This is a genomic window from Lysobacter korlensis, assembly GCF_042434515.1.
The window spans coordinates 136,104-162,228 of sequence record NZ_JBHLTG010000009.1; the positions used below are offsets into that span (position 1 = coordinate 136,104).

28 protein-coding genes are annotated in these 26,125 nt (G+C 69.8%); 15 read left to right on the forward strand and 13 right to left on the reverse strand.

Going from position 1 to position 26,125, the window contains the following annotated elements:
• The first annotated feature begins 175 nt into the window (after positions 1–175).
• From ACFFGH_RS28480 to ACFFGH_RS28505, 6 genes are all read left to right on the forward strand, one after another.
• Positions 176–2,143 (forward strand): glycosyltransferase family 2 protein, encoded by a 1,968-nt coding sequence (locus ACFFGH_RS28480; protein ID WP_386675061.1) that lies wholly within the window; start codon positions 176–178, stop codon positions 2,141–2,143.
• The gene (locus ACFFGH_RS28485) at positions 2,119–2,451 is read left to right on the forward strand and encodes an STAS domain-containing protein (RefSeq protein ID WP_386675064.1); all 333 of its coding nucleotides are present in this window, start codon (positions 2,119–2,121) and stop codon (positions 2,449–2,451) included. The genes ACFFGH_RS28480 and ACFFGH_RS28485 overlap by 25 nt, the downstream gene beginning before the upstream one ends.
• The gene (locus ACFFGH_RS28490) at positions 2,448–2,852 is read left to right on the forward strand and encodes an ATP-binding protein (RefSeq protein ID WP_386675067.1); all 405 of its coding nucleotides are present in this window, start codon (positions 2,448–2,450) and stop codon (positions 2,850–2,852) included. The genes ACFFGH_RS28485 and ACFFGH_RS28490 overlap by 4 nt, the downstream gene beginning before the upstream one ends.
• A gap of 61 nt (positions 2,853–2,913) precedes the next feature.
• Positions 2,914–3,375 (forward strand): hypothetical protein, encoded by a 462-nt coding sequence (locus ACFFGH_RS28495; protein ID WP_386675069.1) that lies wholly within the window; start codon positions 2,914–2,916, stop codon positions 3,373–3,375.
• A gap of 51 nt (positions 3,376–3,426) precedes the next feature.
• On the forward strand, positions 3,427–3,909 hold the full coding sequence (locus ACFFGH_RS28500) for a glutathione peroxidase (protein WP_386675071.1): 483 nt from the start codon (positions 3,427–3,429) through the stop codon (positions 3,907–3,909).
• A gap of 13 nt (positions 3,910–3,922) precedes the next feature.
• Positions 3,923–5,779, forward strand: a complete 1,857-nt coding sequence (locus tag ACFFGH_RS28505) for a DUF8600 domain-containing protein (RefSeq protein ID WP_386675074.1) — start codon at positions 3,923–3,925, stop codon at positions 5,777–5,779.
• A 162-nt stretch (positions 5,780–5,941) separates the two neighbouring features.
• On the opposite strand, the gene ACFFGH_RS28510 is transcribed toward ACFFGH_RS28505, so the two are convergent.
• Both ACFFGH_RS28510 and ACFFGH_RS28515 read right to left on the reverse strand, forming a co-directional pair.
• Positions 5,942–6,904 (reverse strand): quinone oxidoreductase family protein, encoded by a 963-nt coding sequence (locus ACFFGH_RS28510; protein WP_386675076.1) that lies wholly within the window; start codon positions 6,902–6,904, stop codon positions 5,942–5,944.
• Positions 6,905–7,013: 109 nt separating this feature from the next.
• The gene (locus ACFFGH_RS28515) at positions 7,014–8,363 is read right to left on the reverse strand and encodes a hypothetical protein (RefSeq protein ID WP_386675079.1); all 1,350 of its coding nucleotides are present in this window, start codon (positions 8,361–8,363) and stop codon (positions 7,014–7,016) included.
• Between the two features lie 206 nt (positions 8,364–8,569).
• Here ACFFGH_RS28515 and ACFFGH_RS28520 point away from each other — a divergent pair, with 206 nt between their 5' ends.
• Positions 8,570–9,937 carry an HNH endonuclease signature motif containing protein gene (locus tag ACFFGH_RS28520; protein WP_386675082.1) on the forward strand — a complete coding sequence of 456 codons (1,368 nt, stop codon included), beginning with the start codon at positions 8,570–8,572 and terminating at the stop codon, positions 9,935–9,937.
• 122 nt (positions 9,938–10,059) lie between these two features.
• On the forward strand, positions 10,060–11,577 hold the full coding sequence (locus ACFFGH_RS28525; RefSeq protein WP_386675085.1) for a glycosyltransferase family 39 protein: 1,518 nt from the start codon (positions 10,060–10,062) through the stop codon (positions 11,575–11,577).
• A 22-nt stretch (positions 11,578–11,599) separates the two neighbouring features.
• Here the strand turns inward: ACFFGH_RS28525 and ACFFGH_RS28530 are convergent, their stop codons facing one another.
• Together ACFFGH_RS28530 and ACFFGH_RS28535 are read right to left on the reverse strand one after the other, a co-directional pair.
• Positions 11,600–12,196 carry a 3'-5' exonuclease gene (locus ACFFGH_RS28530; RefSeq protein WP_386675087.1) on the reverse strand — a complete coding sequence of 199 codons (597 nt, stop codon included), beginning with the start codon at positions 12,194–12,196 and terminating at the stop codon, positions 11,600–11,602.
• Positions 12,197–12,297: 101 nt separating this feature from the next.
• Positions 12,298–12,843: a DUF421 domain-containing protein gene (locus ACFFGH_RS28535; protein ID WP_386675090.1), complete on the reverse strand. Its 546-nt coding sequence runs from the start codon at positions 12,841–12,843 to the stop codon at positions 12,298–12,300.
• Between the two features lie 138 nt (positions 12,844–12,981).
• On the opposite strand from ACFFGH_RS28535, the gene ACFFGH_RS28540 reads away from it, so the two are divergent.
• A complete protein-coding gene (locus ACFFGH_RS28540) occupies positions 12,982–13,638 on the forward strand; it encodes a potassium channel family protein (RefSeq protein WP_386675093.1) in 657 nt (218 codons plus the stop codon).
• A gap of 46 nt (positions 13,639–13,684) precedes the next feature.
• A complete protein-coding gene (locus tag ACFFGH_RS28545) occupies positions 13,685–14,713 on the forward strand; it encodes an alanine racemase (protein WP_386675096.1) in 1,029 nt (342 codons plus the stop codon).
• A 60-nt stretch (positions 14,714–14,773) separates the two neighbouring features.
• Here ACFFGH_RS28545 and ACFFGH_RS28550 read toward each other — a convergent pair whose 3' ends face one another.
• Positions 14,774–15,136, reverse strand: a complete 363-nt coding sequence (locus tag ACFFGH_RS28550; RefSeq protein ID WP_386675099.1) for a hypothetical protein — start codon at positions 15,134–15,136, stop codon at positions 14,774–14,776.
• Positions 15,137–15,354: 218 nt separating this feature from the next.
• On the opposite strand from ACFFGH_RS28550, the gene ACFFGH_RS28555 reads away from it, so the two are divergent.
• Positions 15,355–16,971: a LuxR C-terminal-related transcriptional regulator gene (locus ACFFGH_RS28555; protein ID WP_386675102.1), complete on the forward strand. Its 1,617-nt coding sequence runs from the start codon at positions 15,355–15,357 to the stop codon at positions 16,969–16,971.
• On the opposite strand, the gene ACFFGH_RS28560 is transcribed toward ACFFGH_RS28555, so the two are convergent.
• Both ACFFGH_RS28560 and ACFFGH_RS28565 read right to left on the reverse strand, forming a co-directional pair.
• Positions 16,924–18,066 (reverse strand): flavin-containing monooxygenase, encoded by a 1,143-nt coding sequence (locus tag ACFFGH_RS28560; protein ID WP_386675105.1) that lies wholly within the window; start codon positions 18,064–18,066, stop codon positions 16,924–16,926. The two genes, ACFFGH_RS28555 and ACFFGH_RS28560, sit on opposite strands and share 48 nt — an antisense overlap.
• Positions 18,032–18,376 carry a hypothetical protein gene (locus tag ACFFGH_RS28565; protein WP_386675108.1) on the reverse strand — a complete coding sequence of 115 codons (345 nt, stop codon included), beginning with the start codon at positions 18,374–18,376 and terminating at the stop codon, positions 18,032–18,034. The genes ACFFGH_RS28560 and ACFFGH_RS28565 overlap by 35 nt, the downstream gene beginning before the upstream one ends.
• Before the next feature lie 175 nt (positions 18,377–18,551).
• Between ACFFGH_RS28565 and ACFFGH_RS28570 the strand changes: the two genes are divergently transcribed.
• The 3 genes from ACFFGH_RS28570 (at position 18,552) to ACFFGH_RS28580 (ending at position 20,875) form a co-directional block, all read left to right on the forward strand.
• The gene (locus ACFFGH_RS28570) at positions 18,552–19,793 is read left to right on the forward strand and encodes a sensor histidine kinase (RefSeq protein WP_386675111.1); all 1,242 of its coding nucleotides are present in this window, start codon (positions 18,552–18,554) and stop codon (positions 19,791–19,793) included.
• The gene (locus ACFFGH_RS28575; protein ID WP_386675114.1) at positions 19,790–20,455 is read left to right on the forward strand and encodes a response regulator; all 666 of its coding nucleotides are present in this window, start codon (positions 19,790–19,792) and stop codon (positions 20,453–20,455) included. Before ACFFGH_RS28570 ends, ACFFGH_RS28575 begins: the two co-directional genes overlap by 4 nt.
• A gap of 129 nt (positions 20,456–20,584) precedes the next feature.
• Positions 20,585–20,875 (forward strand): SHOCT domain-containing protein, encoded by a 291-nt coding sequence (locus tag ACFFGH_RS28580; protein WP_386675117.1) that lies wholly within the window; start codon positions 20,585–20,587, stop codon positions 20,873–20,875.
• A 105-nt stretch (positions 20,876–20,980) separates the two neighbouring features.
• On the opposite strand, the gene ACFFGH_RS28585 is transcribed toward ACFFGH_RS28580, so the two are convergent.
• A complete protein-coding gene (locus tag ACFFGH_RS28585) occupies positions 20,981–21,346 on the reverse strand; it encodes a hypothetical protein (protein WP_386675120.1) in 366 nt (121 codons plus the stop codon).
• A 99-nt stretch (positions 21,347–21,445) separates the two neighbouring features.
• Between ACFFGH_RS28585 and ACFFGH_RS28590 the strand changes: the two genes are divergently transcribed.
• A complete protein-coding gene (locus ACFFGH_RS28590) occupies positions 21,446–21,913 on the forward strand; it encodes a GNAT family N-acetyltransferase (protein ID WP_386675123.1) in 468 nt (155 codons plus the stop codon).
• Positions 21,914–21,924: 11 nt separating this feature from the next.
• Here the strand turns inward: ACFFGH_RS28590 and ACFFGH_RS28595 are convergent, their stop codons facing one another.
• The 5 genes from ACFFGH_RS28595 to ACFFGH_RS28615 are packed head-to-tail and all read right to left on the reverse strand — an operon-like array spanning position 21,925 to position 26,117.
• Positions 21,925–22,539, reverse strand: a complete 615-nt coding sequence (locus tag ACFFGH_RS28595) for a hypothetical protein (RefSeq protein WP_386675126.1) — start codon at positions 22,537–22,539, stop codon at positions 21,925–21,927.
• On the reverse strand, positions 22,536–23,867 hold the full coding sequence (locus ACFFGH_RS28600) for a DUF58 domain-containing protein (RefSeq protein ID WP_386675129.1): 1,332 nt from the start codon (positions 23,865–23,867) through the stop codon (positions 22,536–22,538). Before ACFFGH_RS28600 ends, ACFFGH_RS28595 begins: the two co-directional genes overlap by 4 nt.
• Entirely contained in the window at positions 23,864–24,868 is a 1,005-nt protein-coding gene (locus tag ACFFGH_RS28605; protein WP_386675132.1) for an AAA family ATPase, read from the reverse strand. Before ACFFGH_RS28605 ends, ACFFGH_RS28600 begins: the two co-directional genes overlap by 4 nt.
• On the reverse strand, positions 24,865–25,398 hold the full coding sequence (locus ACFFGH_RS28610; protein WP_386675135.1) for a hypothetical protein: 534 nt from the start codon (positions 25,396–25,398) through the stop codon (positions 24,865–24,867). Before ACFFGH_RS28610 ends, ACFFGH_RS28605 begins: the two co-directional genes overlap by 4 nt.
• Positions 25,395–26,117, reverse strand: coding sequence for a DUF4129 domain-containing protein (locus tag ACFFGH_RS28615; protein WP_386675138.1), 723 nt, complete (start codon positions 26,115–26,117; stop codon positions 25,395–25,397). The genes ACFFGH_RS28610 and ACFFGH_RS28615 overlap by 4 nt, the downstream gene beginning before the upstream one ends.
• Between the last annotated feature and the right edge of the window lie 8 nt (positions 26,118–26,125).

Here is a 26,125-nt window from a genome sequence, read left to right on the forward strand (position 1 = left end):
CCCGGCGTCGCGCGGGGCTCATTCTGACCCATGAAACGAGCGGATTCCGGCTCAAACGTGCCCGTGTCCCCATAACTGGGGCGCGGGTCTGTACCCCTTCGGGCCTCGACGGCGCCCGTTCCGCTGATAGTGTGCGGCAAGCCGCGGGGGTGGCGTTGGGGTGGGGATCTCTGGAATGACCAGGCTGTTTCTGTTGCGGCTGCTCGTCGTGGCGACCGTTCTCGCGGGCGCGAACTATCTGCTCTGGCGCTGGGCGTTCTCGCTGAACTTCGACGCCTGGTGGATCGCGGTGCCGCTCGTGCTGGCCGAGACGTACAGCCTGATCGACGTGGCCCTGTTCGGGCTGACCGTGTGGCGGGCGAAGCACCGGCCGGCGCCCGAGGCGCCGCTCGAGCCGGACCTCACCGTGGATGTGCTGATCACCACGGTGAACGAGCCGGCCGACATGGTGCTGAAGACCGCGTTCGCCGCCGGCACCATCCGTTACCCGCACTCGACCTGGATCCTCGACGACGGGGACCGCGAAGAGATGCGGACCATGGCCGAGCTGCTCGGCGTCGGGTACATCACGCGCGGGAGCGAGTGGAGCGGCCACCCGCACCATGCCAAGGCCGGCAACCTGAACAACGCGCTGATGGTGACCGAGGGCGAGTTCCTGCTGGTGCTCGACGCTGACCAGGTGCCGCACCCGGACATCCTGCACAAGACCCTCGGCTACTTCGCCGACCCCGATGTCGCGCTGGTGCAGACGCCGCAGCACTTCACCAATGTGCCGGCGAACGACCCGCTCGGCAGCCAGGCGCCGCTCTTCTACGGGCCCATCCAGCAGGGCAAGGACGGCTGGAACGCCGCGTTCTTCTGCGGCTCCAACGCGGTGCTCCGCCGTGAGGCGCTCATGCGGCTCGGGCTCGAGGAGTACGGCACGCAGGTGGAGAAGGCCGTGAAGCGGGCGCTGCAGCGCGCCGACCGCATCCTGGCGCACGCGCTGCGGTCCGACGAGGCCGGCAACCCGGTCATGCGCGCCGCGCTGGCGGAGATCACCTTCGCGATCGACGACACCAAGGCCGCCGTCGCCTCGGGCGAGCCGCTCGCCCTCGCGACGTACCGGCTGCAGCAGAGCATCGAGGCCATCCGCCGCGACATGGTCGCGATCGACATGCACCTGCTCGCGATCGACCTGCAGGCCATCCGCGACCTGGAGGCGGACGCCGGGATGAGCGACCTGCCGGCATTCGATGAGGCGGCGCTGCAGCAGCTGTCGCCGCGATCCGTCTCCCCGCTCCGCACCATGGGGGCGGTGCAGGAGCTGGTGCGCGCCATCGACGTGGACCGCTCCGGTGAGGCACAGGCCCTCATGCCCCTCGCCACCGACTCTGTGACCGAGGACATGGCCACCGCCATGCGGCTGCACGCACGCGGGTGGAAGAGCGTCTACCACCACGAGATCCTCGCCACCGGGCTCGCCCCGGAGAACCTCGCCACGATGCTGAAGCAGCGGCTCCGCTGGGCGCAGGGCACCATGCAGGTGTTCCTGCAGGAGAACCCGCTGATCCAGCGCGGCCTCAAGCTGCCGCAGCGGCTCATGTACTTCTCCACCATGTGGAGCTACCTCAGCGGCTTCCCGGCGGTCGTCTACTTCGTGGCGCCGATCGTGTTCCTCTGCTTCGGCATCCTGCCGGTGTCGAGCTCCGCGCTCGAGTTCTTCCTGCGGTTCCTGCCCTTCCTCGTTATCAATCAGCTGCTGTTCGCCGTCGCCGGGCGGGGGCTCGCCACCTGGCGGGGCCAGCAGTACAGCCTGGCGCTGTTCCCCGTGTGGATCCGCGCATTCACCAGCGCCCTGTCGAGCACTCTGCGCCGGCGTGAGCTGGGCTTCGCGGTCACCGACAAGACCGGGCGCCGGGACTCCGGCGAATGGCGGCTGCTGCTGCCGCAGATCGTCGTGGCGGCTTTCCTCGTGTTGGCCGCGGTCGCGGGCGTCTCGCGGCTTATGCTCGGCCTCGGCGAGCCCATCGGCACCGCCGTCAACCTCGCGTGGGTGATCTTCGATCTGGTGATCCTCAGTGTGCTGGTCGACGCGCTGCGCTACTCGAGAAGCTCTTCAGAAGGGGGAGTCCACTCATGGACATTTCGGTCACGGATATAGGGGACGGTGTCGCGGTCGCGTCACTGCAGGGCCGGCTCAACATGGCGAGCGCGGGCCGGCTTCGCGAGGCGGTGAACGAAGCGGTCGCATCGGGCAGAACGAAGATCACCGTGGACCTGGCCGCGGTGGAGTTCATGGACTCCTCCGGCCTCGGCGCGCTCGTCAACGGTCTCAAGGTCGCCCGGCAGGCGGGCGGCGACCTGCGGATCGCGTCGCCGAGCGAGCAGGTGCGGCTCGTGCTGCAGCTGACCAACATGGAGCGCTTCCTCACCACGGTCGCCGACCCCAGGACGGCGTACGCCTCGTGACCTCCGCCTATCAGGTGGAGGTCTCCGCGCCACCGCACGACGTCGACGCCGTGCAGGACATGCTGGTCGACGCGTGGAGCGCCCTCCCGCCGCTGTCCGACGACGATCGGATGCGGTTTGAGCTCGCCCTGGTCGAGCTCGCCTCGAACGTCATCCGGCACGCGAACGACGGATCCGGCGTGTCCTGCACCCTGCGCATCGAGAACCGCGGCGACCGCATTGAGGCCACCCTGGTCGACAGCGGCAAGCCCGGGACGGTGTGCATCAGCGCGACCGAGATGCCCGACGACCTCAGCGAGTCCGGCCGGGGCATCCCGCTCATCCGGGCGCTGGTCGACGAGCTCGATTACGGACGCGACGGCGGGGTCAACCGCTGGTACATCATGCGGCGGCTGGGCTGATTTCGGCCGACCGGAAAACGTTGGGCTCGCGGTTCTGAAGCAGGAACCCTAGGCTCCGAGCATGAGCCGACGGCCGACGGGGTCCCGATTCCGGGTGCAGGCTGCGCTGGGGACCGCGGCGGTGCTTCTGTTGGCCGGCACCGGCTGCGCCGGAGAAGCCGAGTCGGCTGAGGGCGGCATGGGGCTCCCGGTGGTGGGATGGCTCGATGAGCCGACCACGGGCGGCACCGCGATCTCGGGCACCATGCGCGTGGCCGACAACGGCTGCTTCCACCTGGAGTCCGACAGTGCACACCTCTTCATCCTCTGGCCCGACGGGTTCGAACACGACGGGGCGCAGGTGCTGACCGGCGACGGCGCTGCCATCGCCGATGGGGACGAACTCAGCGGCACTGGAACGGTGCTCGCCAATTCCGACGCGGTGGAGGCAGGCGGCGGGAAGGACAGCCAGCTCGGTCAGGCGGTCGGATACTGCGCGGAAGGCCTCGATGTGGTCGTCCTCACCGAGGTCACCAGCGGCTGATCGAGCGCCGGTGCGGGCGGTCCTTCAGCATCCGTGCGGTTGAATGACCGGATGCCCCTCAACGACATCCCCGTCACCACGCTCGAGGGCGAGCCGACGACCCTCGCCCCGCACGCCGACAAGGTGAAGCTCATCGTCAACCTCGCATCCCGCTGCGGGTTCACGCCGCAGTACGAGAAGCTCGAGCGGCTGCAGCGCGCCTACGGCGATCGGGGGTTCACCGTGCTGGGGTTCCCGAGCAACACGTTCAAGCAGGAGCTCGACGACAACGAGGCGATCAAGGAGTACTGCTCCACCACATGGGGCGTCAGCTTCCCGATGTTCGAGCTGGTCGACGTGAACGGCGACGGGCGACACCCGATCTACGCAGAGCTGACGAAGGCTCCGGATGCGGATGGCGTTGCCGGCGACGTGAACTGGAACTTCGAGAAGTACCTGGTGACGCCGGACGGTCGGGTGCAACGGTTCCGGTCGAACGTGGAGCCCGATGCGCCGGAGATCGTCGGCGCGATCGAGGCGCACCTGCAGCAGTAGCGTAGGCACGGTTATGGTCGTCGACCCACCCGACAGGATTCCCTTCGACAGCGCAGTTGATCTGTGGGCGACGTTCTGCGAGTCGGGCGCGGTGCGACCTCAGGATTATGACGTTGAGCTCATCGAGGATCTTCGAGCGAGGCTCCGCCTCGGTCCGGAGCCATCGTTTGAGCAGGCGCTCAAAGACTCGTCGGTCAGCGCAGGTGCTCTGGTCAGGGGACTGTTGAAAGCGCTCCGGCCCTATGCCCTGATGCTCCAAGACCTCCTTCAGCTTTACGCCCGCATCGGCGCAAGTTCCGCCACCGGGGACAATCTGCGCATTCGGTACCAGTTCGACGAGAATGACGAGCTGGACTTGTCGCTTGCCCGTTTTCGCGAGATGACGACGGTCATCTCTCTGGCAACGGTCCCGGCGATTGACCTCACCCACCATCACCTGGTCAGCTTCCCCTTCGCGGGACCATTGGACGGGCATCCCGCTTCGAGCGCCCTCGGCACATGGCTACCGCGTTACCTGAGCGGGAAGTGGCCAGATAGCATCCCGCGCCCGTCACTCACGGGCGACACCGCGCTCGACGGCGCTGTAGGCGAAGCGTTGGAGATCCTGGATGTGTACCTGAGGAGATGTCACGCTGTTTCATCCGATAGGCAGGACTTGCTCCGTAGATGGCATCGGATGCGAAACGACGACTTTCTCACCTCGAGCTCCGCAACGAGTGAGCTCGAAACATTGGGCCTTTCCGACCACGATCGATGGCTTGGTCTGTCGGTAGCGGGCTTACTCCAATCTGTCTCGGAAGCGGCGGCGGTTGGGCAGATCGACCACGTCACGACAGCGTTACAACGATGGGTGATGACGGCGCCACGGACGTCGCGCGAGGAGAGTTTCGAACTTCAGAAGCTCTTGGACATCTTTTCGATGCCTGTTTGGGGTAGGCGCCACGAAATGTTCGCCGCTTGGTTGGTCAGTCAGATCGACGGAGCGTTGTCTCAACGCCTTGAGTATCAGGTCCAAAATGGCGAACTGGCGTTTCCATTTTCGAGGACCCTCGTCGCGTTGCTTCCATCCGCCATGGGAGATGTGGAGTTCTGGTCAGAACTGCGCTCCCCGATCACCGATCCCGTGAGTAAGGGCCGACGCCGCCATATCCAACCGGACTTCAGCTTCGTTCGCGTCCGCGCAGGCACGCCCGGGTCCACTCTGCTCGCGGTAGAAGCGAAGCAGTACTTGAGGTCCGCAAAGAAGAATCCGGGCGAGGCTCTTCACGACTACACCAAGGGTCTCCCCGGGGCGAACGTCATCCTCGCGGCGTACGGGCCAATCAGCCCAGACGTGCTGAACCTTGTCCCCCACGACCGTCGCGGCCGCGCTTGGGTGATCGATCATCTGCGACCCACGTCCACGGCCGCAGCAGACTTTCGAGCTCTAGTCGCCCGACTGCTCCCCGGCCCGGCGATCATCCTTCGCCCTCTGAGTGCCACATTGACCTGGAACGGCATTGTTCCAGACCTTGACATGCACACCTTCGTCGAGAAAGAGGGTTCCCACCACGTCTTTTACGGCAGCCGGAAAGGACCCCATGCGGAGCTGCTGGGCGACGAGCGGAACGGTGGACCTGAACATCTCGTCTTCGATTGGTCGCAACCCGGGAGCCCGGAGCAGATCGAAATCTGGATTGATGTGTACTCCGCAGGCAATCTCGCTGAGGCCGCGCCGAAGTTGTGCATCGAATATCAGGACAGGGTGGATCAAGTTCCTACCCCTCAGAGCATGCCCATCGACCCGGACCTTGCGTGGCACGTGGCCACGATCGACCGAGACGGCCAAGTCGAGTTTCCGAGCAAGTTCGCCCCTCTCCCATCGCATTGACGACCTAGCGCTGAGCGAAGTCGACTGCTTGCCTCGGTCAAGGCACGGCGTCATCGCGTTCGAGACGGTTAACGACGACTTCTGTCGATGCCAGCAGCGCGATATTCGTGCCTTCCACTCGGAGCGACCGAGCGGTCGATTAGCCGGCCGAACAAGCGTGCCTCACGCGATGAGGAGCAGCTTCCCGGTGGTGCTGCGGCTCGCCAGCGCGGCGTGGGCCTCTCGTGCGTCTTCGAGCGGGAACCGCCGGTCGATCCGCACCGACAGCGTCCCCGCCGTGAGTGCATCGAAGAGCTCCCGGTATCGCCACGCCCGCTCCTCCGGGGTCTGCATGAAGTGATGCATCGTCGGACGGGTCACCGAAAGCGAACCTCCGGACGCGAGCCGCTGCAGCTCGAACGGCGGAACCGGTCCGCTCGCCGCCCCGAACAGCACCATCTCCCCGCGCACGCGCAGCGACGCCAGCGAGTCGTCGAACGTGCTCATACCAACCCCGTCGTACACCACCGCGACGCCCTCGCCGCCGGTCACCTCCTTGGCGCGCTCACGGAAGTCGTCGTAGCCGAACACATCCGCCGCACCCGCCTCGCGGCTCAATTCCGCCTTCTCCGGGGTCGACACCGTGGTCAGCACTCGAACGCCCCGCGCCGCGAGCAGCTGCGTGAGCAGCAGTCCGACGCCACCAGCGCCGGCGTGCACGATCACCGTCTCCCCCGGCTCCGGATTCGCGGACGACCTGGCCAGGTAGTGGGCGGTGAGCCCCTGCAACGGGAACGCGGCCGCGAGGTCGAGGTCGATCCCGTCCGGCACCGGGATGACCCGATCGGCGTCCGCGACGAACAGCTCTGCGTACGCCTTCTTGGCCTGCGCGGTGGTGACCTGATCCCCCACCGCAAGCTCGGTGACGCCCTCGCCAAGCGCCTCGATGACACCGGACGCCTCGCCTCCCGGCGTGAACGGGTGGTCCACCTTGTAGTGGCCGGACCGCTGGTAGATGTCCATGAAGTTGACCCCTGCGGCGTGGGTCCGCACGAGCACCTGACCGGGTCCCGGATCCGGGGTCGGGATCTCCTGCAGCGTGAGCTCCTCCGGACCTCCGGCCTTCTCCACCACGATCGCGCGCACCTGTTCTCCCTCCGCTTGGACGTCTGTCCAACCTACGGGCTTGCGCACCAGGGATGCTGAGCCGGTCGGAGGCGCCCCCGGGTGCCTCGGGGCGGTCATTTCGACATGCTCAATGACCGGGTGTCTCCTCCTGCATCCGCAGGATGTACTCGTTGATGGAGGGCACCGCGGTGAGCTTGTCGCGGAAGAAGGTGTTCACGAGGTTCACCCGGGTGCGTGCCGCCTCGACCTCCGCGGTGCGGTCGGCGCCGGACTCCTGCGACTCCAGCACCCGCCGCAGCTGCATGAGCGCCCGCACGATCTCCGTCTCCTCCACACCCTCGAGCGCCTGCACCACCTGGAGCGCCAGTTCATCCGCCTGCTGCTGCACCGTCGAGATCGGGATGGACGAGCCGGGCTGCGTGGCGTTGTCCAGCGTGACGATCAGCGACCACACCTGGTACAGGATCGTGGTCGGCTCGTCGAAGAGCTCCCGCACGAACGCGGCGTCGAGGTGGCGGCCGGAGAGGCGGAAGACGTTGTACATCCGCTTCGCGGCCTTGCCGTAGTTCAACTGCTTCGTGAGGTACTTGCGAACCTCGTGCTCCAGCTGCTCGACGTAGTCGTCGAGGGCGTCCGGGGTGACATGCTTCGCCACCTTCGAGAACGTCGGCACCGCGTCGGCGTCGAGGTAGACCTCCTGGAAGTACGCGTCGAGGTACCCGTCGAGGGGCACGATGGTGCCGTCTGGTGCCTCCCACGTGACGTCCATCATGTTGCTGGCGTTCGAGAGCTGCCCCCGCTCCGGGTCGACGACGACCCAGTCGAGCTTCGTCCAGCCCGGCTCGAGCGCCGCGTCGTCCCAGCGGACCACGGCGGGCCTGCCGTCGACCGTCTCGACCGCCTGCTCCCCCGCCTCGATCTCCGCGGCGCTCCACGCGATCGGCGTGCCCTTCCGCTTCGGCTCCCCGCCCCGGACGCAATCGACCGGGTAGCTGCCGAGCTTCGCCTCGATGAACTGGTACGTGTCGCCGCGGCGTGTGGCGAGCACCTTCTCGCGCATCAGCTCCGCCATGATCCGGCACGCCGCTTCCCGCGTGCCGGCGCGGATGTTGAGACGCTGGAAGTAGTCGCAGTCACCCGGGAAGCTCTGGATCTTGGATTGCGCCGCGGAGCCGGACAGCGCGAGCGCGCTCTCGGCGACGCCCTCCGGACCGGTGACCTCCACGATGCGGCCGATCCTGCGGAACCGCTCGAGGTCTCGCGGGGTGAAGTCGAGCATCGAGATCCGGTGTCCGAACGTGCCGCTGTCCGCATCCACCACCACGTCGTCGTCGGACTGGGCCGACAGGGCGGCGAGCCACTGCAGGGTGTCCGCCTCGTCCATCTCGATGCCGAGGCGCCTCGCGGATTCGATGATCCGCAGCACGTCCTCGTCGTTGCTCGGGTTCTCGGCGGTGGTGACGTCGGTGTCGGTCATCGCAGTCCTTCGGGTCGGAGTGGGCTCGGGACGATCTTCGCCGGAAGCGCGTCCCGCGATCAATGCCCTTCGATCACGTCGCATCGGGACCTCGTCCCAAGCGGCAGCCCCTCGCAAGCTGGTCGGATCATGCGAATCGTGCTCTCGGTTCGAATGTCAGTGGCTGGTTCTACGTTGAAAATGTGCCGGAGAGAGGAACTCTCGGCATGTCGGTGCTCGCAGAACGGCTAATGGACACGGTCACGGCCCTCGCCGCGGCGCTGCCAGCTGGTGATCAGTTGGAGCGGACGCTGCAGGCCATGCCCGAACGCGATGTCCTGCGGTTGGTGGAGCGGATCGGCTCCTCGCGTCGACTGCTGGATGCTGTCGCCGCTCGGGTGGCCGGAGAGCTGGATCGCCGCGACGACGTGCTGGACGGAGACCCGTTTCCGACCCGAATGGGTGAGCGCACGCTGGCGGAAGTGGTGGCCCGGGAGGCGGGAATGCCCCTGGCCACGGCGCAGCAGTGGTGCGCCGTCGGGGCCGGCATCGCACCGCGGCGGAGCCTGCTCGGTGAGCCGCTGCCCGGAAAGCACGGGCGGGTGGCGGCCGCGATCGACGCGGGTGAGCTGACCGTGGAGGCCGGTGTCTGGATCCTTCGGACGCTGCGTCAACTCGAGGACCTCACCGCCGTCGAAGACCGCGACTGGGCCGAGGCGATGCTGGTTCGTGAGGCGCCGCGACTGACGATGCGCGAGTTCGGCCGACTCTGCGGGGCGCTCCGGGACCGGCTTGACCCGGACGGCATCGAACCCCGGGAGGAGGTGATGCGCGCCAAGGCGGGCATCCGCGAAACCCGCACCCGGGACGGGCTGACCCGATGGATCATGGACATGGACCCGGAAGCGGAAGGAATCATCAGGACCGCCATCGACGCGATCACCGCCCCGCGGCGGAAGGTCCGGTTCACCGACGCCGCAGAGGAGTTCGATCCGGCGAAGCAGGATGACCGCACGCTGGCCCAGAAGCGGCTGGATGCGATGACGCGCATCGCCGGGCAGTACACCGCCAGCGACGACGGCGTCCGGGCGGGCACGAAGGTGACCATGCTGGTCACCTGCGACTACGAGGTTCTGAGGACCAAGCTCGGCCGGGCGAGCATCTTCGGCGTCGACCAGCCGGTGAGTGCGGCCACCGCCCGCCGGCTGGCCGCAGATGCGGACATCATCCCGGTCGTTCTGGGTGGTGAATCGGAGATCCTCGACATCGGCAGGGCGAAGCGGTTGTTCACCGCCGCGCAACGCCTGGCCATGGCGATCCGCGACGGCGGCTGCACGTGGCCGGGCTGCGAGGCCCCCGCCCACTGGTGTGAAGCCGCACACGCGAAAGACCCGTGGAGCACCACCGGGCGAACCGACATCGCGGACGGCACCCTGCTGTGCCCGTTCCACCACCGCAGACTCGACAACGACGGCTGGAACTTCGAGATGCGCAGCGGCGTCCCGTACTTCCTACCCCCGCCATGGATCGATCCGGAACGAAGACCCCGCCGGGGCGGACGCGAACGCCTGCCGGAGCGCGGCGCGACCGGCTGACCACGCTCACCCGTCGAACGGAACACATGCTCACGAGCTGCCGTCCGGCGAAGAGGCGACGCTGCGGTGGAGCGACGCTGTGTCAGGGCGACGCTATGTTGGGGCGACGCTATGTTGGGGCGATGCCAGGGTCGACCCCCATCATCGCGCCGACCGGCGCGCCGAACCCTGTCGCGGACACGCTCCCCCGCTTCGCCGCCGTGCCGGTGCTGTCTGCCGCCTTCGCCCAGCTGATCGTGCTTGCCGCGACGGCGAATCTTTACGGCTACCACCGCGACGAGCTGTACTTCCGGATGCTGCCCCCGGCAGCGGGCTACGTCGACCAGCCGCCCCTGACCCCGGCGGTCGCCCGGTTCTTCAGCACGGTGGTGGCGGACGAGGCGTGGGCGATCCGGATCCCCGCCATGGTCTTCGCCGCCGCTTCGGTGCTGGTCGTGGCGCTGATCGCCCGCGAGGTCGGGGGCGGCCGGTTCGCACAGGGGCTCGCCGCATGGGGGTACGCATTCGCGGCGTTCCCGCTGATCTTCGGGCACGTGCTGCTCACCGCATCCCTCGATCTGCTGGTCTGGCCGGCGGTCGTGCTGACGGTGATCCGGGCGGTGCTGCGGAACCGGCCGCGATGGTGGCTGGTGGCGGGACTGATCGTCGGCGTGAGCATGTACAACAAGCTCCTGATCGCGCTGCTGCTGGTGTCCATCGTCGTCGGGATTCTCGCGGTCGGCCCGCGGCGCATCCTCGCCTCCTGGTGGCCGTACGCGGGCGCTGCGATCGCGGTGGTCATCGGGACGCCGAACCTCGTATACCAATGGACGAACGGCTGGCCGCAGCTCGCCATGGGCCGCGCACTCGCGGAGAACAACGCGGACGAGGTGCGAATCCTGATGTGGCCGCTGCTCCTGCTGCTGCTCGGTCCGCTGCTCGTGCCGACCTGGGTGGCCGGGATCGTGGCCCTGGTGCGCCGGCAGGAGTGGCGGCCGATCCGGTTCCTGGTGGCCGCGCTGCCCGTGCTGCTGCTGCTCACCTTCGCCGGCGGGTCGCAGTTCTACTACCCGCTCGGGCTGCTCGCCTGCCTGTACGCGATCGGATGCGTGCCGGTGACCGAGTGGGCGCAGGCGCGGTTCCGGAGGCGCGGCGTGGTGCTCGGGGCCGTCGGGGTCAATGCGCTGGTCAGTGCGGTGATCTCGCTCCCGGTGATACCGCTGTCCGCGCTCGGCGCGACGCCCATCCCTGCCATCAACCAGGTCACCGCCGACCAGATCGGCTGGCCGGAGTACGTCGCGCAGGTCGAGGCGGTTCTCGAGCAGGCGGACCTGCCGGCGGAGAACACCGTCATCCTTGCCACCAACTACGGCGAGGCGGGCGCGCTCGACCGGTACGGATCCGCGGCGCTGCCGGCGGTGGTCAGTGGACACAACGCCCTTGCCGAGCTGGACCGGCCGGGCGCCGACGTGTCGACGGTCGTTCTCGTCGGGTATCAGGTGCGCCATCTCGCTCAGGAGTTCGAAACCTGCGAACAGGTGACCACACTGGACAACGCACTGGGTGTGGAGAACGAGGAACAGGGCGCTCCCATCTCCATCTGCCGCGGGCCGCTCGAGGCGTGGTCGCAGCTCTGGGACCGGATCGGGCACTTCGACTGAACCGGCCGACCGGGCGAGGGCTCTACTCGGAAGGTGTGCTGCGCCCCGCCCGCTCCGCGAGCAGCGCACGGAACAGCTCCGCCTGATCCCGGGCATCACCCAGCGCATGGTGCGACAGCGGCCGTCCGTCGAGATAGCGGGGCGACAGCTCCCGCATGCTCGCGGCCGCCCAGCTGCTGCCTGCCATCCCCATCGCATACGCCTTGATGTCCAGGGCGCTGTGCCCGAACGGGTTCCGGCCGAGGTAGCGCTGGAAGTACGTGTCGATGAACATCCAGTCGAATGGGGCGTTGAACGCGGTGAATACGGGACGTGAGCCGGGAAGGAGGTGCTCGGCCAGCCAGTCCTCGAACTGCCGCATCGCTGCGGCGGGGCCGACGCCATCCTGAGCGAGCCGCTCGAGCGACAGGCCGCTGACGGCGACCGCCTCCGGCTCGAACTCGGCGGAGTCGGGTTGCAACTCGACGTAGAACCCGCCGTCCGGGTCGTCGACAAGGCACGCGCCGATCGACAGCATGGCGTACCGGGCGGGGTTCGGTCCCGCCGTCTCGACGTCCACCGAGACGAACACCTCCGGTGCCGTGGCAAGCGGGTCTGGGGTGAGGTTGTGCTGCTGCATGAGTGGCCTCCAGGGTGAGCGCGGCCGGATGCCCGTCACGCGGGGAATCGCGCGGGCGCCAGTCTAGGCTCCGCGGCGGCCCATCCGGTGAGCGCCCGGACTCAGGGTCCGAAGAGCTCCCCCGGGATCCGCTCGCTTCCCCGGATCCCGGAGTAAAGCTCTCGGTCGAGGGGTGTTCCCCGCTTGACGACGCTGACGGCACCGGTCGACTCGAACACCACGCACGCCACCTCTGACCGGTTGTGCACCCCGGCGACGCGGAGTGCTTCGCGCAGTTCGTCCACCGCGATGCGCGTCCTGCGCAGGTTCTCGGTGAGCACCTCCGGCCCAGCCATGAGCAGCACCGGCTCGTCGCGCACGATCATCGCGCCGATTCGGCTCTTGCCGACCTGATGGGCGACCCACCGCAACGCGAACAGTGTGACCAGCGCGATGATGCCCGCCGTGAGGGTGGGGGTGTACCCGGTGATCACCCGCCCGGCCGCGGAACCCAGTGTCAGCACCACCGCGACGTCGAAGGTGGACATCCGGGCGATGGAGCGCTGACCGAGCAGTCGCACCAGGATGAGGAAGGCGACGTAGATCCCGATCGCGGAGAGCACCACAGCTCCCGCCTCCGCCAGCGTGATTCCCAGTCTCTCGGCCATGCGCTCTCCTCAGTCGGTGGCTCGCGGTCTTCCACCGTAGACAGCGCGGCTGGCATGCTCCGCTGAGCGCTGCCCGCGCAGCCTTCGAGCCGCATCCGAGACGCTCACGCACGCGGGACGCCTGCCTACAGTCGAACCATGAGAGTAGAGCGGTGGAGGCGGCTCACGGAGTGGCCCCTGACGGCGGCGGCGGTCGCATTCCTGGGGTTGTACGCCTGGCGGGTGATCGGCAACATCCGCCCCCCGGACGCCGACGGCATCCGATTCGCGTTGCTCACGCTGTGGGCGCTCTTCCTTGCGAACTACATCGTCACGCTGCTGCTGACCCATCACCGTCGACGATGGTTCCTGCGCCATCTGCCCGAGCTCACCCTGGCGCTGTTTCCGTTCCTCGGCCCGCTCCAGCTGCTTCGCCTGGTGGGGTTGATCCAGGTGCTGCACCACACGGCAGGCAACGCGCTGCGTGGGCGGGTCAGCATCTACCTGGTGGTGTCGGCGGCGCTCATCGTGTTCGTCGGCGCCGTCGCGATCCTGGATGTCGAGCAGAACTCGGACGGCGCGTTGATCACGAACATCGGGGACGCCGTCTGGTGGACACTGGTGACGGTGACGACCGTGGGGTACGGCGATCTGTATCCGGTGACCGCTCTCGGCCGCCTCATCGCCGCCGGGCTGATGCTCGTCGGCATCGCCCTCATCGGGGCGGTCACGGCGACGTTCGCGAGCTGGTTCGTCGAGCGTGCGGCTGCCGACCGGATCGCTGAGGCCGCCGAGCACCGAGAGGAACGCGGTTGAACGGGTCGCTTCCCCGGGGGACTACGGTGGAGCAGTGGCGGCGCCCGTGACCCCCCGAGTCGTCATCGACCAGTCGATCCTCCGGGCGAACATCGAGCGGATGGCAGCATTCGCCCGCGCCGCTGGCATCGCGCTGCGTCCCCACGTGAAGACCCACAAGAGCATCGGGCTCGCCCGGATGCAGGTCGACGCCGGCGCCACCGGGATCACGGTCGCGACGATCGGTGAGGCGGAGGTGTTCGCGGCGGCCGGGTTCGACGACATCTTCGTCGCGTATCCGCTCTGGGTCGACGAGTCGAACGCCGAACGACTGCGCGCGCTGATGGACCGGACCCGGCTGCGTGTCGGGATCGCGTCGGCCGAGGGTGCGCGGCAGCTGGTCAGGCACGCGCCCGGCGTGGAGGTGGCGGTCGAGGTGGACAGCGGGCATCACCGAACGGGCGTTTCGCCGTCGGCGGCGGGCGAACTGGCCGCCGCCGCAGCGGATGCCGGACTGCAGGTCGCCGGAATCTTCACGTTCCCCGGGCACAGCTACCGGCCGGGCGGAATGGCCGACGCGGCGCGGCAGGAGAGCGCCGCCCTCGCGGAGGCACGCGCGGCGGTGGAAGCGCGCGACATCGACGTCCGGGTGATCAGCGGTGGGTCCACGCCGACCGCGGCGAGCACCGACGCGTCCGTGCTCACGGAGTTCCGGCCGGGCGTCTACCTCTTCAACGACGCCCAGCAGCTGCTGCTCGGCACCTGCGAAGCGCACGACGTCGCGCTGACGGTGGAGGCGACCGTGGTGTTCTCAGGGTCCACGCACGCGGTCGCGAACGCCGGCAGCAAGATGCTGGGCGCCGACCGGCAGGACTGGACCGACGGCTACGGCCGCATCGCCGGCCAGCCGGACGCGCGTATTCCCGCCCTGTCGGAGCACCACGCCACTATCACCGGCGCCGCACTCCGCGAAGGCGACCGCATCCGGATCCTGCCGAACCACGTCTGCACCGTCGTCAACCTGGTCGACGAGCTGTGGGTCGAGAACGGGACGACGGACCGCATGCCGGTGGACGCGCGCGGCCGGAACGGCTGACTTCCGCAGGCGGCCATCCGTTGAGATGGGCAGCGCCCGCTCAGACGGTGACGTTGCGTTCTACAGGAACGGAAGCAGCATCAGGGTGGCGGCGGCCAGCCCCATCGTCATGCCGAGCGTCGCACCGATGCGCCCGAAGGATCCCAGCCACGGCGCGTGATGCATCGCGACGGCGCCGATCAGCACGGCGGAGAGTCCGGTGGATGCGACGATCCAGCCGTTCAGGTGGAACACGTGCGGCGCGAAGCCCACGAGAAGTGCCGTGGCACCCATCACCAACGCCGCGAAGGCGTAGCGCCGACGATCGCTCACGGTCAGCGTGGTGTACGACACCTGCGCCACGGACAACGCCGAAACCGCCCGTGCGCTCGGCACCGGCTCGGCCGGCGCCCAGTCGCGCGGTCCCGCTTCGTTCACCAACATGGACTACTCCCCCATGAGGGGACGGTCGAGTCGCCCTCGGGGTCCATTCAAGGGCGGCGGCGGGGGCCGGGGCAGTCCCAGTCTGTGGGTTCCCCCTATGAGGGACACCGCACGGGAGTGCCGATGGCCTTGCCGACCGCGTTGCACCGGCGTAGCGTGACGGGCATCTGCTCGGGCGCCGGACGGCGTGACACACCGCGGATGAAAGCCGGACCGCAATGTCTGCTGCTCTCGAACGTGCACGGCTCGCTTACCAGGAGCATCGCTGGACCACTGCCCGCGTCGCGTTCACCGAGGCAGAGCGCGAGGGGCCGTTGCCTGCCCGCGATCTGGAGTTGGCGGCGACTTCGGCGTTCCTGCTCGGTCTCGAGACCGACGGCATCGACACGCTGACCCGTGCGCACGAGGCGTTCCTCGCCGAGAACGACGTTTCGAGTGCAGCCCGTTGTGCAGCGTGGCTGGGGATCCAGCTGTTGACACATGGAAACCGGGCACGCGGCGGCGGCTGGCTTGCACGAGCACAGCGGCTGGTGCAGGGGCACGGCGAACCGGAGGACGCGCAGGGGTTCCTTCTGATACCCGTCGGCCTGGGTTCGCTGTACACCGGCGACGTCGACGTGGCGCTGCGGGCGTTCGACCGGCTCGCCGAATTCGCACAGCGCTTCGGAGACCGAGACATCTCCTGCATCGCACAGCTCGGCCGGGGGCAGGCGCGGCTCATGGCGGGCAGGGTGGAGGAGGGCATGTCCCTCTTCGACGAGGCGATGGTCGCCGTGACCGCAGACGAGATCTCCCCCCTGCCGGCGGGCATCATCTACTGCGCGGTGATCGGCTTCTGCCACTTGGTCTACGACCTCCAGCGCGCCCGCGAGTGGACCGTCGCGCTCGACCACTGGTGCGCCTCGCAGCCGGACATGATCTCGTTCAGCGCTCAGTGTCAGGCCCACCGCTCGGCGTTGTACCGGCTTCACGGCGCCTGGTCGGATGCATACAGTGCGGCGCTGATCGCGGTGGAGCGGTATGGGTGGGGCGACCGCGACGCCGCGTATGGCGCCTTCTACCAGAAGGGCGAGATCGAGCGGCTGCGGGGCCAGTTCGAGGAGGCGGAGGAGTCCTACCGTCGCGCCGGCGAGACGGGGTTCGACCCACAGCCGGGCCTCGCCCTCCTGTCGCTGGCACGCGGCCAGGTCGAGGTCGCGCTCGCCCTCATCCGCGCCGCAGTCCAGGGCGCCGACCCTGCCACCCGGCGGCGTCTGCTTCCTGCCTCGGTCGCCATCGAGCTCGCCGCGGGACACGTCGACACGGCACGCGCGGCAGCGGACGAGCTCCGCACTCTCAGCTCCGACATCCGGATGCCGATGCTGCAGGCATCGGCGAGTCATGCGGAGGCGGCGGTACTGCTCCAGGAGGGGGACGCGCACGGCGCGCTCGTCGAGGCGCGTCGGGCGAGCGCACTCTGGCGCGATCTCGATGTTCCCTATGAGCTGGCGCAGTGCCGTGCGGTGGTCGGCCACGCCCACCGCATGCTCGAGGACGACGTCTCAGCCGACCTGGAGTTCCAGGGCGCGCGGGCGATCTTCGTCGAGCTCGGCGCGGGGCCGAGCGTCGAAGAGCTGGACGCCGTGCACCGGCAGCTCAGCGACACTCCCCTGACCGCGCGGGAGCTGGAGGTCCTGCAGCTGGTTGCGTCGGGCCTCACGAACAAGGCGATCGCCGCGGAGCTGTACCTCAGCGAGAAGACGGTCGCCCGTCACATCAGCAACATCTTCGCAAAACTGGATCTGCAATCACGGGCGGCCGCGACCGCCTACGCCTACCAGCACCGGCTGGTCTGACGCACGCTGACTCCTGGCCGTGATCTGCGACGCCAGGTACTTCGCGTCCCGCCGGACGCCCGGGAGCGTCGCCGACGTGACTGCGAAGAGGAACTCCTGGCCGAGCAGGTAGAGCCCCGGCACCGCCGCCACGACGCCGCGGACGTGCTCCGGCCGCTGAGCCGGAACGCCGGGCAGGCCGAGGCCCTGCACGTCCAGCAGCGCGTAGTCCTCCCGGTATCCGGTGCACCAGACGACGTTCACGACGTCAAGGAGCCGTCCCTCCGCGGTCGCCGGGCGGCCGTCGACGACATCGGCGATCCGCGGAACCCGGGTCACGCCGGCGGCGGCAAGATCCCGCAGCCGAGTGCGGATCAGCGGAGGCCCGGCGAACCGCACGGCTGCCTTCCTGCCGATCGGTGTGCCAAGGGTGAGCACCCGCGTGCCCACGAAACGGATCACCGGCAGCGCGTACCGTGCGGCGTTCCGCCCGTGACGGAATGGGAGCTCACCCGTCGGCTCGCCGGAGAGCACCACGGCCCGGTCACGACTCAGTTCGAGGGCGATCTCCGCGCCTGAGTTCCCGACACCGACGACGAGCACCGCGCCGGGCCGGAGCTGGGCCGGTTCCCGGTACTCGCTGGAGTGCAGCTGCAGGATCGAGTCGGCCAGCCGATCCGCGAAGCGCGGCACGAACGGCAGTTGGTTCCCTCCCGTCGCGAGCACCACGCTGCGTGCCCGCCACCGGCTGCTGCCGGCCTCCACGAGGAATTCGTCCTTGATCCGCCGCACCCGCTCCACGCGGACGCCGGTGCGGACTGGCAGAGCGAACCGTGCGGCGTACGCCTCCAGGTAGTCGGCCTGCTCGTCCTTCGTCGGGAACGACAGCCGATCGCCGGGGAACGGCATCCCCGGCAGACCGTCGTACTTCGCCGGCGTGAACAGCCGCATCGAATTCCAGCGGCGGCGCCAAGCGTCCCCGATCCGCGCTTCCGCGTCGAGAATCACGAAATGCACCTTGCACCGGGCAAGGTGATAGCCGAGTGCGAGTCCTGACTGACCGCCTCCGATGATGACGGTGTCAACCGGCTCGGACGATGCGGGGAATGGTTCCATGTCCATCGCTCCGCCTCCCGTTCTGATTCGAATGGTGTGGACTGGGCTCCGCGTGCCGGGAGAACCTGATGAACATCGCGAGCATGACGGCCGAGGCCACGAGGTAGAGCCCGTGCAGCAGCCAGATCGGCCCGATCGGCAGGTTGAAGACATAGAGGGAGTGGACGCCGTTCGCCGCGTTGATGAGCGCGAGGTTGCCGAGGCTGTATGACCGCAGATCACGCATGCGGGCAGCCTTCAGCACCATGGGGAGGTTGCTGGCCGCGAAGAGTGCGGTCGAAAGCATGCCGGCGGCGATCGGGAATTCCATGTCTCGAGGCTAGGAAGGTCTCGTAGGCGCGGAATCGGGCGGATGACCCATTTCAGGGGCGGGAGAGATGGGCAATTCTCTGTATGCGCAGGATGCCAGGAAGTACTCCCACGGGAGTACGCACCTGCCGCCCCCCAGCGGATGCCGACAACGACGTCCCGAGTAGCATTCGAGCATGTCGGCTCCCGAGCTCGGCGCCGACGGCGCGCGGTGGGACGGGGAATGGCCGCGTCGCGGCCCGTCGCGGGCGCTGCGGCTATGGGTGCCGGTGGTCATCTCGTTCCTGGTGCAGGTGCCGGGTTCGGTCGTCGAGTGGCAGGGCACCTGGGGGCGGCTCCAGAGCGCGCACGCCGTCGAGCTCCGCGCCGGATGGCCCGGATCGCTCGCCCTCGCGCTGATCGGCCCGGTCGCGCTGATCGGAGCCCGCCGGTTCCCCGGTCCGGTCGTCGCGGTGGTCGCCGGTGCCGCCATCACCGACCTGCTGATCCTCGCCGGGACGCCCGGCCCGCCGTACATCGCGCTGGCGTTCGCCATTCTCGGCGCGATCGTTCGCGGAGCCCGGGTGTGGGCGTGGAGCGCGGTCGGCGCCGTGTGGCTGGGCGCGCTGGCCGCGGTGCTGCTGCGCGGCGCGGCCGTCTCACCCGGGCGGATCGCCTTCACCACGTTCGGGGTGCTCGCGATGCTCGGCATCGGCGAGGCGGTGCGCGCCCGGCAGGAGCGGATCGCCGCCTACCGGCGTGCGAACGCACAGCGCCGGCAGACGGCTGCGGAGGCAGAACGCGTGCGCATCGCCCGGGAGTTGCACGATGTGCTGGCGCACTCGCTCAGCTCGATCAACGTGCAGGCGGGGGTCGGGCTGCACCTGATGGAGCGCGATCCGGCACAGGCGGCGGCCGCGCTCGCCGAGATCAAGGCGACCAGCAAGACGGCGCTCGACGAGGTCCGCTCGGTGCTCGGCGTGCTCCGCGCCGACGACACCACGGCGGGTGCGCCGCTGGTGCCGGAGCCGGACCTGTCGCAGCTGCAGCGGCTGACCGCTCGCGTCTCCGCGCAAGGCGTCTCGGTGACGCTCGACCTGCCGCCGGATGTGGCGGCCGCGGGTCTCCCGCGTCAGGTGCAGCTCGCGGTCTACCGCATCGTGCAGGAGTCGCTCACCAATGTGGTCCGGCACGCCAACGCCCGGCACGCGACCGTCTCGGTCCGGTTGGACGGCGCGGATGTCGTCGCCGACGTGACCGACGACGGCTCAGGCAAACCAGGGACCGGTTCGGGGGGCGGTTCGGAGACCGGCCGCGGGATTCTCGGCATGCGGGAGCGGGCGGAGCTTCTCGGCGGCACGCTCGACGCCGGCCCGCGACCGGGCGGCGGCTACCGGGTGACCGCACGGATCCCCAGTTCGCGAGAGGACGCCCCGTGACCACCGTCGCCATCGCCGACGACCAGCAGCTGATCCGGGCCGGCTTCCGCAGCCTGCTCAGCGCCGAACCGGACCTGACGGTCGTCGGCGAAGCCGCCACCGGCACCGAGGCGGTCGCGCTGGTGAAGCGGACCACGCCCGACGTCGTGCTCATGGACATCCGGATGCCGGACGGCGACGGCCTGTGGGCGACCGAGCAGATCGTGGCGGACCCGAGGCTCGCCGGCACCCATGTCGTCATCCTCACCACCTTCGAGCTGGACGACTACGTTTCCCGGGCGATCCGCGCGGGAGCCAGCGGATTCCTGGTGAAGGACACCGAGCCGGTGGAGCTGATCCGCGCGATCCGCGTGGTCGCGTCCGGCGACGCGCTGCTGAGCCCGAGCGTCACCCGGCGGCTGCTCGAGCGGTTCGCCGCCGACCTCCGCGAAGCGCCCGACGCCGCCCCGCTCGAGGCGCTGACCGATCGTGAGCGGGAGGTGCTCGCGCTGGTCGGGCAGGGGAAGACGAACGCGGAGGTCGCCCACGAACTGTTCCTCAGCCCGCTGACCGCGAAGACGCACGTGTCGCGCATCATGACGAAGCTCGATGCGCGGGACCGGGTGCAGCTCGTGGTGCTCGCGTACGAAACGGGCCTCGTCCGACCCGGCTGGCGGGAGTAGGCGGCGCCCATCCGCTGCTCCGAGAGGCGTACGGAACGGACACCGACCGGCGGATTCGCGATCGGCCGCCGAAGCGGAGGCTGAACGTCGAGGGTCCGAGATCCGGGCCCACGACGAAAGGACGACACCATGTTGAGCGCACTCACGGCGGCCGCGGTTGCGGCGGCCCCGCTCACCACCCACTGGAACGGGCCCGGCGGCTTCGGCTGGCTGTGGCTGCTCGTGCCGCTGTTCTGGATCACCGTCTTCGTGCTGCTCTTCGCGTTCCTCGGCCGGCGCTGGCGGCGGGGCGGCGGACCGTGGCAGATGCACGGCTCCCCGGAGCAGACCCTCGGCGACCGGTACGCGAAGGGTGAGATCGATGAGCAGGAGTACCGGGCACGGCTCGAAGTGCTCCGCGCGAACCGGTCCGGCCGCTGACGCCCGCCTCCGCTGCCGCTCCTGTTCCCGTTCCGGCCTCGTGCGCCCCGCAGAGCGGGTGCACCGGGCCGGAACGGGCACTCGGCGGCCGGGCAAAGGGCGGGCTCAGCCCTCGTCGATGCGGTTCAGCAGGTCCTTCAGCGCCTTCGTGATGTCGTCGTGGTCGTTCTGCGCCGCGCGACTCTCGCCGGAGATCACTCCCCCGCGCCGCACCTTCGTGAAGTCGCCATAGGGGAAGCTGAAGCGCCCCTTCGTCTCCTCGGACTTCTCCTCATCGATGCCGAGGTGCCACAGGGCGAACTCGTCCCAGCCGTGCTTCTCGAGGAACGTGTTCTCCTCCTCCGCGCTGGGCGCGGCCTCGCTCCAGTCGTCCCGCCCGTCGCGCACCACCTTGCCGTCCCGGATGAGGCGCTTCGCGTGCTCGTACGCCTTTTTGTTCAGCTTCACCGCCATCGGGTCCTCCGTTCGCATGTCGTCCTCCCACGCTAGAAAGCGCACGGGTCACGTGTCGGGGAATGGAGCGAATCCGCAGTCCCGGGATGCGACGGCGCCTGCGCTACCCTGTGCCCCGTGGAGGGCGCAGAGGTCACGACAGCTCGGTCGAGCGACGTCGCCGCGATCGAGGCGCTGGTGCACGAGGCGTACGATCCGTACACCGAACGGATCGGCGGTCCGGCCGGCCCGCTCGAGGAGGACTATTCCGCGATCGTCGCCGCGGGACGTGCCCTCGTCGCCCGCCGGGAAGGCCGCATCGTGGGCCTGCTGGTGACGTCGGTGCATCCGGACCATCTGCTGGTCGAGAACCTGGCGGTAGCCACGAGCGAACGGGGAAGGGGGCTCGGCTCCTCGCTGCTCGCCATCTCGGACGAACTGGCGCGCCGAGCCGGCGTCCCCGAGGTCCGTCTCTACACGCACGAGAAGATGACCGAGAACCTCGCCTTCTATCCGCGGCGCGGGTTCCGTGAGACGGGGCGCCGCACCGAGGACGGATCTCCCCGCGTGTTCTTCGCACGCCGCGTCGACGACCCGCACGACTGAGCCTGCCACGCCTACACCCCGGCGTCGGCCTCCCGCTCCGCGGCCCGGTTGAGCCGCGCGACGATCACCCACATCACCACCGCGACGAGCGCACCGGCCGCCACGGCCAGCCAGGTCGCGGACATCTCCCGATCGGTGATCCAGGCGGCCACCAGCGCGAGCGCCTGGCTGAACCCCTGCACCACGACGAACCGCCGCGCCTGGCCGGTCAGCACCGGCAGTTCGACTCGGGCGGTGAGCGGGATGCGGTCGAGAACCGCAGCGAGCACGACCAGCAGGTGCACGCCGAAGATCAGCGCGAATGCGCTCGGGGGGAATGCCTCGGCGGAGCCGAACCACACCAGGGCCCCGGCGCACACCGCGAACGCCGCCGGCCAGAACGGGCGCGGGACGACGACCGTGAGCGTTCCGATCGTGATGCCGAGGAACCAGCCGAGGACATTCGGGGCGGCCAGGGCGATGCAGCCGAAGAGCACGAGAACCTGCAGCGCGCGGAGCGCCCAGGTAGGAACGGGGGTGCGGAGCTCGGCCGCGACCCGAGGGAGCGGGCGGGACGTCCCGAGGGCGCGGCGGAGGCGTTCGTTCGCTCGAGCCAGAGCGGCCTCTACGGGGCTCGACGCGCTCATCGGCGGACCCGGCTTCTCGCGAGGGCGGTGAGCTGCACGGGTGCGTCGTTCCGGCCACGCGCCGCGGCGCTGCCCTCCCACGGGACCAGTTCGACACCCGAGCGGACCAGGTTCTTCAGCCGCTCCTCCCGTTCCAGCCGGAGGATCCCGAACGCGACGCGCTCGGCCGGCGGCAGGTAGTCCGGCACCGGCATGGGCAGCACGTCGACGGCGACGACCCGGTGCCCGGAGTGGCGCCACACCACGGCGGTGTTCACGGACTGGTCGTCGAGGAAGGTCGAGAACAGCACGATGAGCGCACCGGACGGGATCTGCGGCGGGCGCACCCGGCCGAACGGGTCGCCCTCCGGCTGAGCGAGCACCAGCCGCTGCGTGAGACGGTGCAGGTGGCGGCGTCCGCCCGCCGACGGGACGGGTGCGCGGGAGCGCCCGAGATCGACCATGCCGACCCGGTCACCCTGGTCGAGATAGTGGCGGGCGAGGGACGCCGCCGCCTCGCGCGCGAGGTCGAGGGAGGTGGCCTCGTCATGCCGGGCGGGGAGCCGGTCGCCCCAGGCGGTCACGTCCGGGCCGACCTCGTCGCGCGAGTCAATGACCAGCATCACGGTCGCATCCGCGGTGGCGAACGTGCGCCGCACGTACAGTTCCGTGAGACGGCTCCGCCCGTCGACCGCGACGCCGGCGGCCGACGTGCCCTGCCCGGCGCGACGGGCGGTCACCCGCCAGTCGATTCGCCGCAACCGGTCGCCGGGGGTGAACGGGTTCACGTCGCGCAGGTCACCGCCGTCCCCGGCGCGGCGTGAGTGGTGCCCGCCGGTGAGGCCCTGCAGCCGGAACGGCAGCGGCAGCTCCCGGAGTGCCCGGACGCGCGGCGTCAGCGTCACCGTCGTGCCGGAGATCACCTCGGGCGCGCCACGCGTCACGCCGCTCGCGCCGATCCCGAGCCAGCCGCCGGCGAACATCCGGAACCGTCCGGTGCGCACCGACTCGATCGACACCCGGATGTCGCGGGCCGCCTCCGCGCGCACCAGCGCGTGCAGCGCGGTGTGGCCCGGCGCCTCGACGCGCACCCACACCGCGTCGGCACCGGCCGGAGCCTGCAGCTCCAGCGTCGCCGCGACCTCACCGTGCTTCGCGGGGGGGCGGGTCCGGGCGATCCGGGCCGACGCGCCGCCGAGAGGACGGCGGAGCCAGCCCCACAGCACCACACCGGCGAGCGGCACGCCGAGCACCGCGACATCCGCCCGTCCCGCCACGACGCCGAGCGCCAGCAGCAGCGCGGCGGCCACCGCATAGGCGACCGCCGTCTCGCTGACGCGCCAGGTCATCGGTGCGCCGAGCCCACCACCGCGGGACCTGGCACCTCGGTGAGCAGCGACTCCACCACTTCGGCGGGCTGCACGCCGCTGGTCCACGCCTGCGGGGTGAGGGTGAGCCGGTGAGCGAGGGCGCTGACGGCGATCTCCTTGATGTCCTCCGGGGTGACGAAGTCGCGGCCGGACAGCACGGCGAGGGCACGGGAGACGAGCATCAGCGCCTGCGACCCGCGAGGCGAGGCGCCCAGCTCCACCTCGCCGTGGTGCCGGGTGCTGCCGGCGAGGTCGACGCAGTACCGGACGATGTCCGGGTCCACGTGCACCTCCTCGACGCCCGCCTGCATCCGCAGCAGCGTCGCCGAGTCGACGACCGGCCGCACCGTGGTCTCCTCGCGCCGCCGGTCGAGGCGGCGGAGCAGCACGTCGGCCTCGGCGTCCGCCTCCGGGTAGCCGACGGCGAGCCGCACCATGAACCGGTCGAGCTGCGCCTCCGGCAGCGGATAGGTGCCCTCGTACTCCACCGGGTTCGAGGTCGCCATGACGTGGAACGGCCGCTGCAGCGGAAAGCTGTTGCCTTCGACGGTCACCTGCCGCTCGGCCATCGCCTCCAGCAGCGCCGACTGGGTCTTCGGCGCGGTGCGGTTGATCTCGTCGGCGAGGAGCAGGCCGGTGAACACGGGGCCCGGCCGGAACACGAAGGTGGACTCAGCGGGGTCGTAGACGTAGGAGCCGGTGATGTCGGCGGGCAGCAGGTCCGGCGTGCACTGCAGGCGGCGGAAGTCGAGGCCGAGCGCCGCCGCGAGCGACCGGGCGGCGAGCGTCTTGCCGAGGCCAGGGACGTCTTCGAACAGCACGTGCCCGCCGGCCAGGATCGCGGCGAGCGCTGTGCGCAGCGCCGACTTCATGCCGACCACCACCGTGCCGACCTCGTCGAGCACGGTGGTGCTCAGCCGGGCGATCTCGGGAACCGGCAGCGGTTCGGCGGCGGGCACGGGTGGCGGTGCGGAGATCATGCGGTCCTTCCGGGGACGGAGGTGGCGGGTCTGGTTGGCGGCGTCCGCTCGGCGGGAAGCTCGTCGAGCCGGTCGATGGCGGCGATGCAGCGCTGCATCACGGCGGCGGACTGGCCGGCCGGGGAGGCGAGCACCCGATACGTGGAGCGGCCGAGGAGCTGCTCCGCCCGGGGCCGGTGCCGCGGATCGTCGAGGTCGATGCCGCGGGCGGCGAGACGGGCGACGGCGACGAGGCGAAGGCGGCGGACGACCGGTTCGTCGAGCCGGTTCCGCTGGCCGCCGGCGGTCCAGGAGAGCTGCTTGATCTCGCGGCGTGCGCCCTGTCGGAGGTCGATCTGCGGATCGGGGAGCCGGCGGTCCTGCACCCGGCCGCCGATGGACAGTGCGGCGCCCGCGATCCCGACCGCGGCGGCGAGGACCGCGGCGAGCGCGGCGGGGAGGCCGATGAGGTACGACCCGACTCCGATCACGAGGGCGAGAATCAGCGTCCAGCCGAGGGAGCCGCCGAAGCCCGGAGTGTTCCCGTTCATCCCCGCGCCTCCGCCCGCTCGGCGCCGGCGGCCGCGGTGAAGCTCTCGGCGATCTCGGCCAGGCAGCCGGCGGCGCGGTCCAGGTCCGTCGCGGTGATCGGATGCGTCGAGAAGCGGGCGGTGCGGTAGAGGTCGAGGAGCTCGCGGGTCGCGGCGGGCGGCGCCGGGGTGGCGGCGAGGACCGCCATGGTGAACTCGGTCGGCGTGGACGAGGGCCGCCGGTGCACACCGGAGCGGTCGGCCGCCTCCTCGAGGGCGAGCCAGGCTGCGACGACTGCATCCGAGGGCTCGGCGAACCGGGTGAGGAGTTCACGCGCGGCGCTCACTCCGCGCAGCAGCACGGGGATGTCGGGCTCCGGTGGCGCGTCGATGTCGCTCGGAAGCCCTCGCGGCGCCTGCGCGCCGCCGATCGGGCGGCGGAGGCGCCGGATCAGCCGAAGCAGCAGCAGGATCAGGACGGTGAGGAGGATCATCCCGGCGACCACGGCCATCCAGGTGACATCGAGCGCGTCGAGTCCGGACTGGTCGGCCGCGACCTCGGGTCCCTGTTCCTCTTCCTCCGGCGCCACGAGGGTCGGCACGGGGCCCGGCTCGAACGGGAACTCGAAGTCCCGCGGCTCGGTGGTCCACGGGCCGCGGACGGCGGCGGAGAGCACGGCGAGCGCCATGAGCGCCGTCATCCCGGCGGCGAGGAGCACCGAACCCGCACGCTTCCGCACGCTGCGCC

Bases quoted from the DNA above. Each gene is read 5' to 3' on its own strand.
- ACFFGH_RS28480 (WP_386675061.1), top strand. From the start codon at position 176: ATGACCAGGCTGTTTCTGTTGCGGCTGCTCGTCGTGGCGACCGTTCTC.
- ACFFGH_RS28485 (WP_386675064.1), top strand. From the start codon at position 2,119: ATGGACATTTCGGTCACGGATATAGGGGACGGTGTCGCGGTCGCGTCA.
- ACFFGH_RS28495 (WP_386675069.1), top strand. From the start codon at position 2,914: ATGAGCCGACGGCCGACGGGGTCCCGATTCCGGGTGCAGGCTGCGCTG.
- ACFFGH_RS28500 (WP_386675071.1), top strand. From the start codon at position 3,427: ATGCCCCTCAACGACATCCCCGTCACCACGCTCGAGGGCGAGCCGACG.
- ACFFGH_RS28505 (WP_386675074.1), top strand. From the start codon at position 3,923: ATGGTCGTCGACCCACCCGACAGGATTCCCTTCGACAGCGCAGTTGAT.
- ACFFGH_RS28515 (WP_386675079.1), bottom strand. From the start codon at position 8,363: ATGACCGACACCGACGTCACCACCGCCGAGAACCCGAGCAACGACGAG.
- ACFFGH_RS28520 (WP_386675082.1), top strand. From the start codon at position 8,570: ATGTCGGTGCTCGCAGAACGGCTAATGGACACGGTCACGGCCCTCGCC.
- ACFFGH_RS28525 (WP_386675085.1), top strand. From the start codon at position 10,060: ATGCCAGGGTCGACCCCCATCATCGCGCCGACCGGCGCGCCGAACCCT.
- ACFFGH_RS28530 (WP_386675087.1), bottom strand. From the start codon at position 12,196: ATGCAGCAGCACAACCTCACCCCAGACCCGCTTGCCACGGCACCGGAG.
- ACFFGH_RS28535 (WP_386675090.1), bottom strand. From the start codon at position 12,843: ATGGCCGAGAGACTGGGAATCACGCTGGCGGAGGCGGGAGCTGTGGTG.
- ACFFGH_RS28540 (WP_386675093.1), top strand. From the start codon at position 12,982: ATGAGAGTAGAGCGGTGGAGGCGGCTCACGGAGTGGCCCCTGACGGCG.
- ACFFGH_RS28550 (WP_386675099.1), bottom strand. From the start codon at position 15,136: ATGTTGGTGAACGAAGCGGGACCGCGCGACTGGGCGCCGGCCGAGCCG.
- ACFFGH_RS28555 (WP_386675102.1), top strand. From the start codon at position 15,355: ATGTCTGCTGCTCTCGAACGTGCACGGCTCGCTTACCAGGAGCATCGC.
- ACFFGH_RS28560 (WP_386675105.1), bottom strand. From the start codon at position 18,066: ATGGAACCATTCCCCGCATCGTCCGAGCCGGTTGACACCGTCATCATC.
- ACFFGH_RS28565 (WP_386675108.1), bottom strand. From the start codon at position 18,376: ATGGAATTCCCGATCGCCGCCGGCATGCTTTCGACCGCACTCTTCGCG.
- ACFFGH_RS28570 (WP_386675111.1), top strand. From the start codon at position 18,552: ATGTCGGCTCCCGAGCTCGGCGCCGACGGCGCGCGGTGGGACGGGGAA.
- ACFFGH_RS28580 (WP_386675117.1), top strand. From the start codon at position 20,585: ATGTTGAGCGCACTCACGGCGGCCGCGGTTGCGGCGGCCCCGCTCACC.
- ACFFGH_RS28585 (WP_386675120.1), bottom strand. From the start codon at position 21,346: ATGCGAACGGAGGACCCGATGGCGGTGAAGCTGAACAAAAAGGCGTAC.
- ACFFGH_RS28595 (WP_386675126.1), bottom strand. From the start codon at position 22,539: ATGAGCGCGTCGAGCCCCGTAGAGGCCGCTCTGGCTCGAGCGAACGAA.
- ACFFGH_RS28600 (WP_386675129.1), bottom strand. From the start codon at position 23,867: ATGACCTGGCGCGTCAGCGAGACGGCGGTCGCCTATGCGGTGGCCGCC.
- ACFFGH_RS28605 (WP_386675132.1), bottom strand. From the start codon at position 24,868: ATGATCTCCGCACCGCCACCCGTGCCCGCCGCCGAACCGCTGCCGGTT.
- ACFFGH_RS28610 (WP_386675135.1), bottom strand. From the start codon at position 25,398: ATGAACGGGAACACTCCGGGCTTCGGCGGCTCCCTCGGCTGGACGCTG.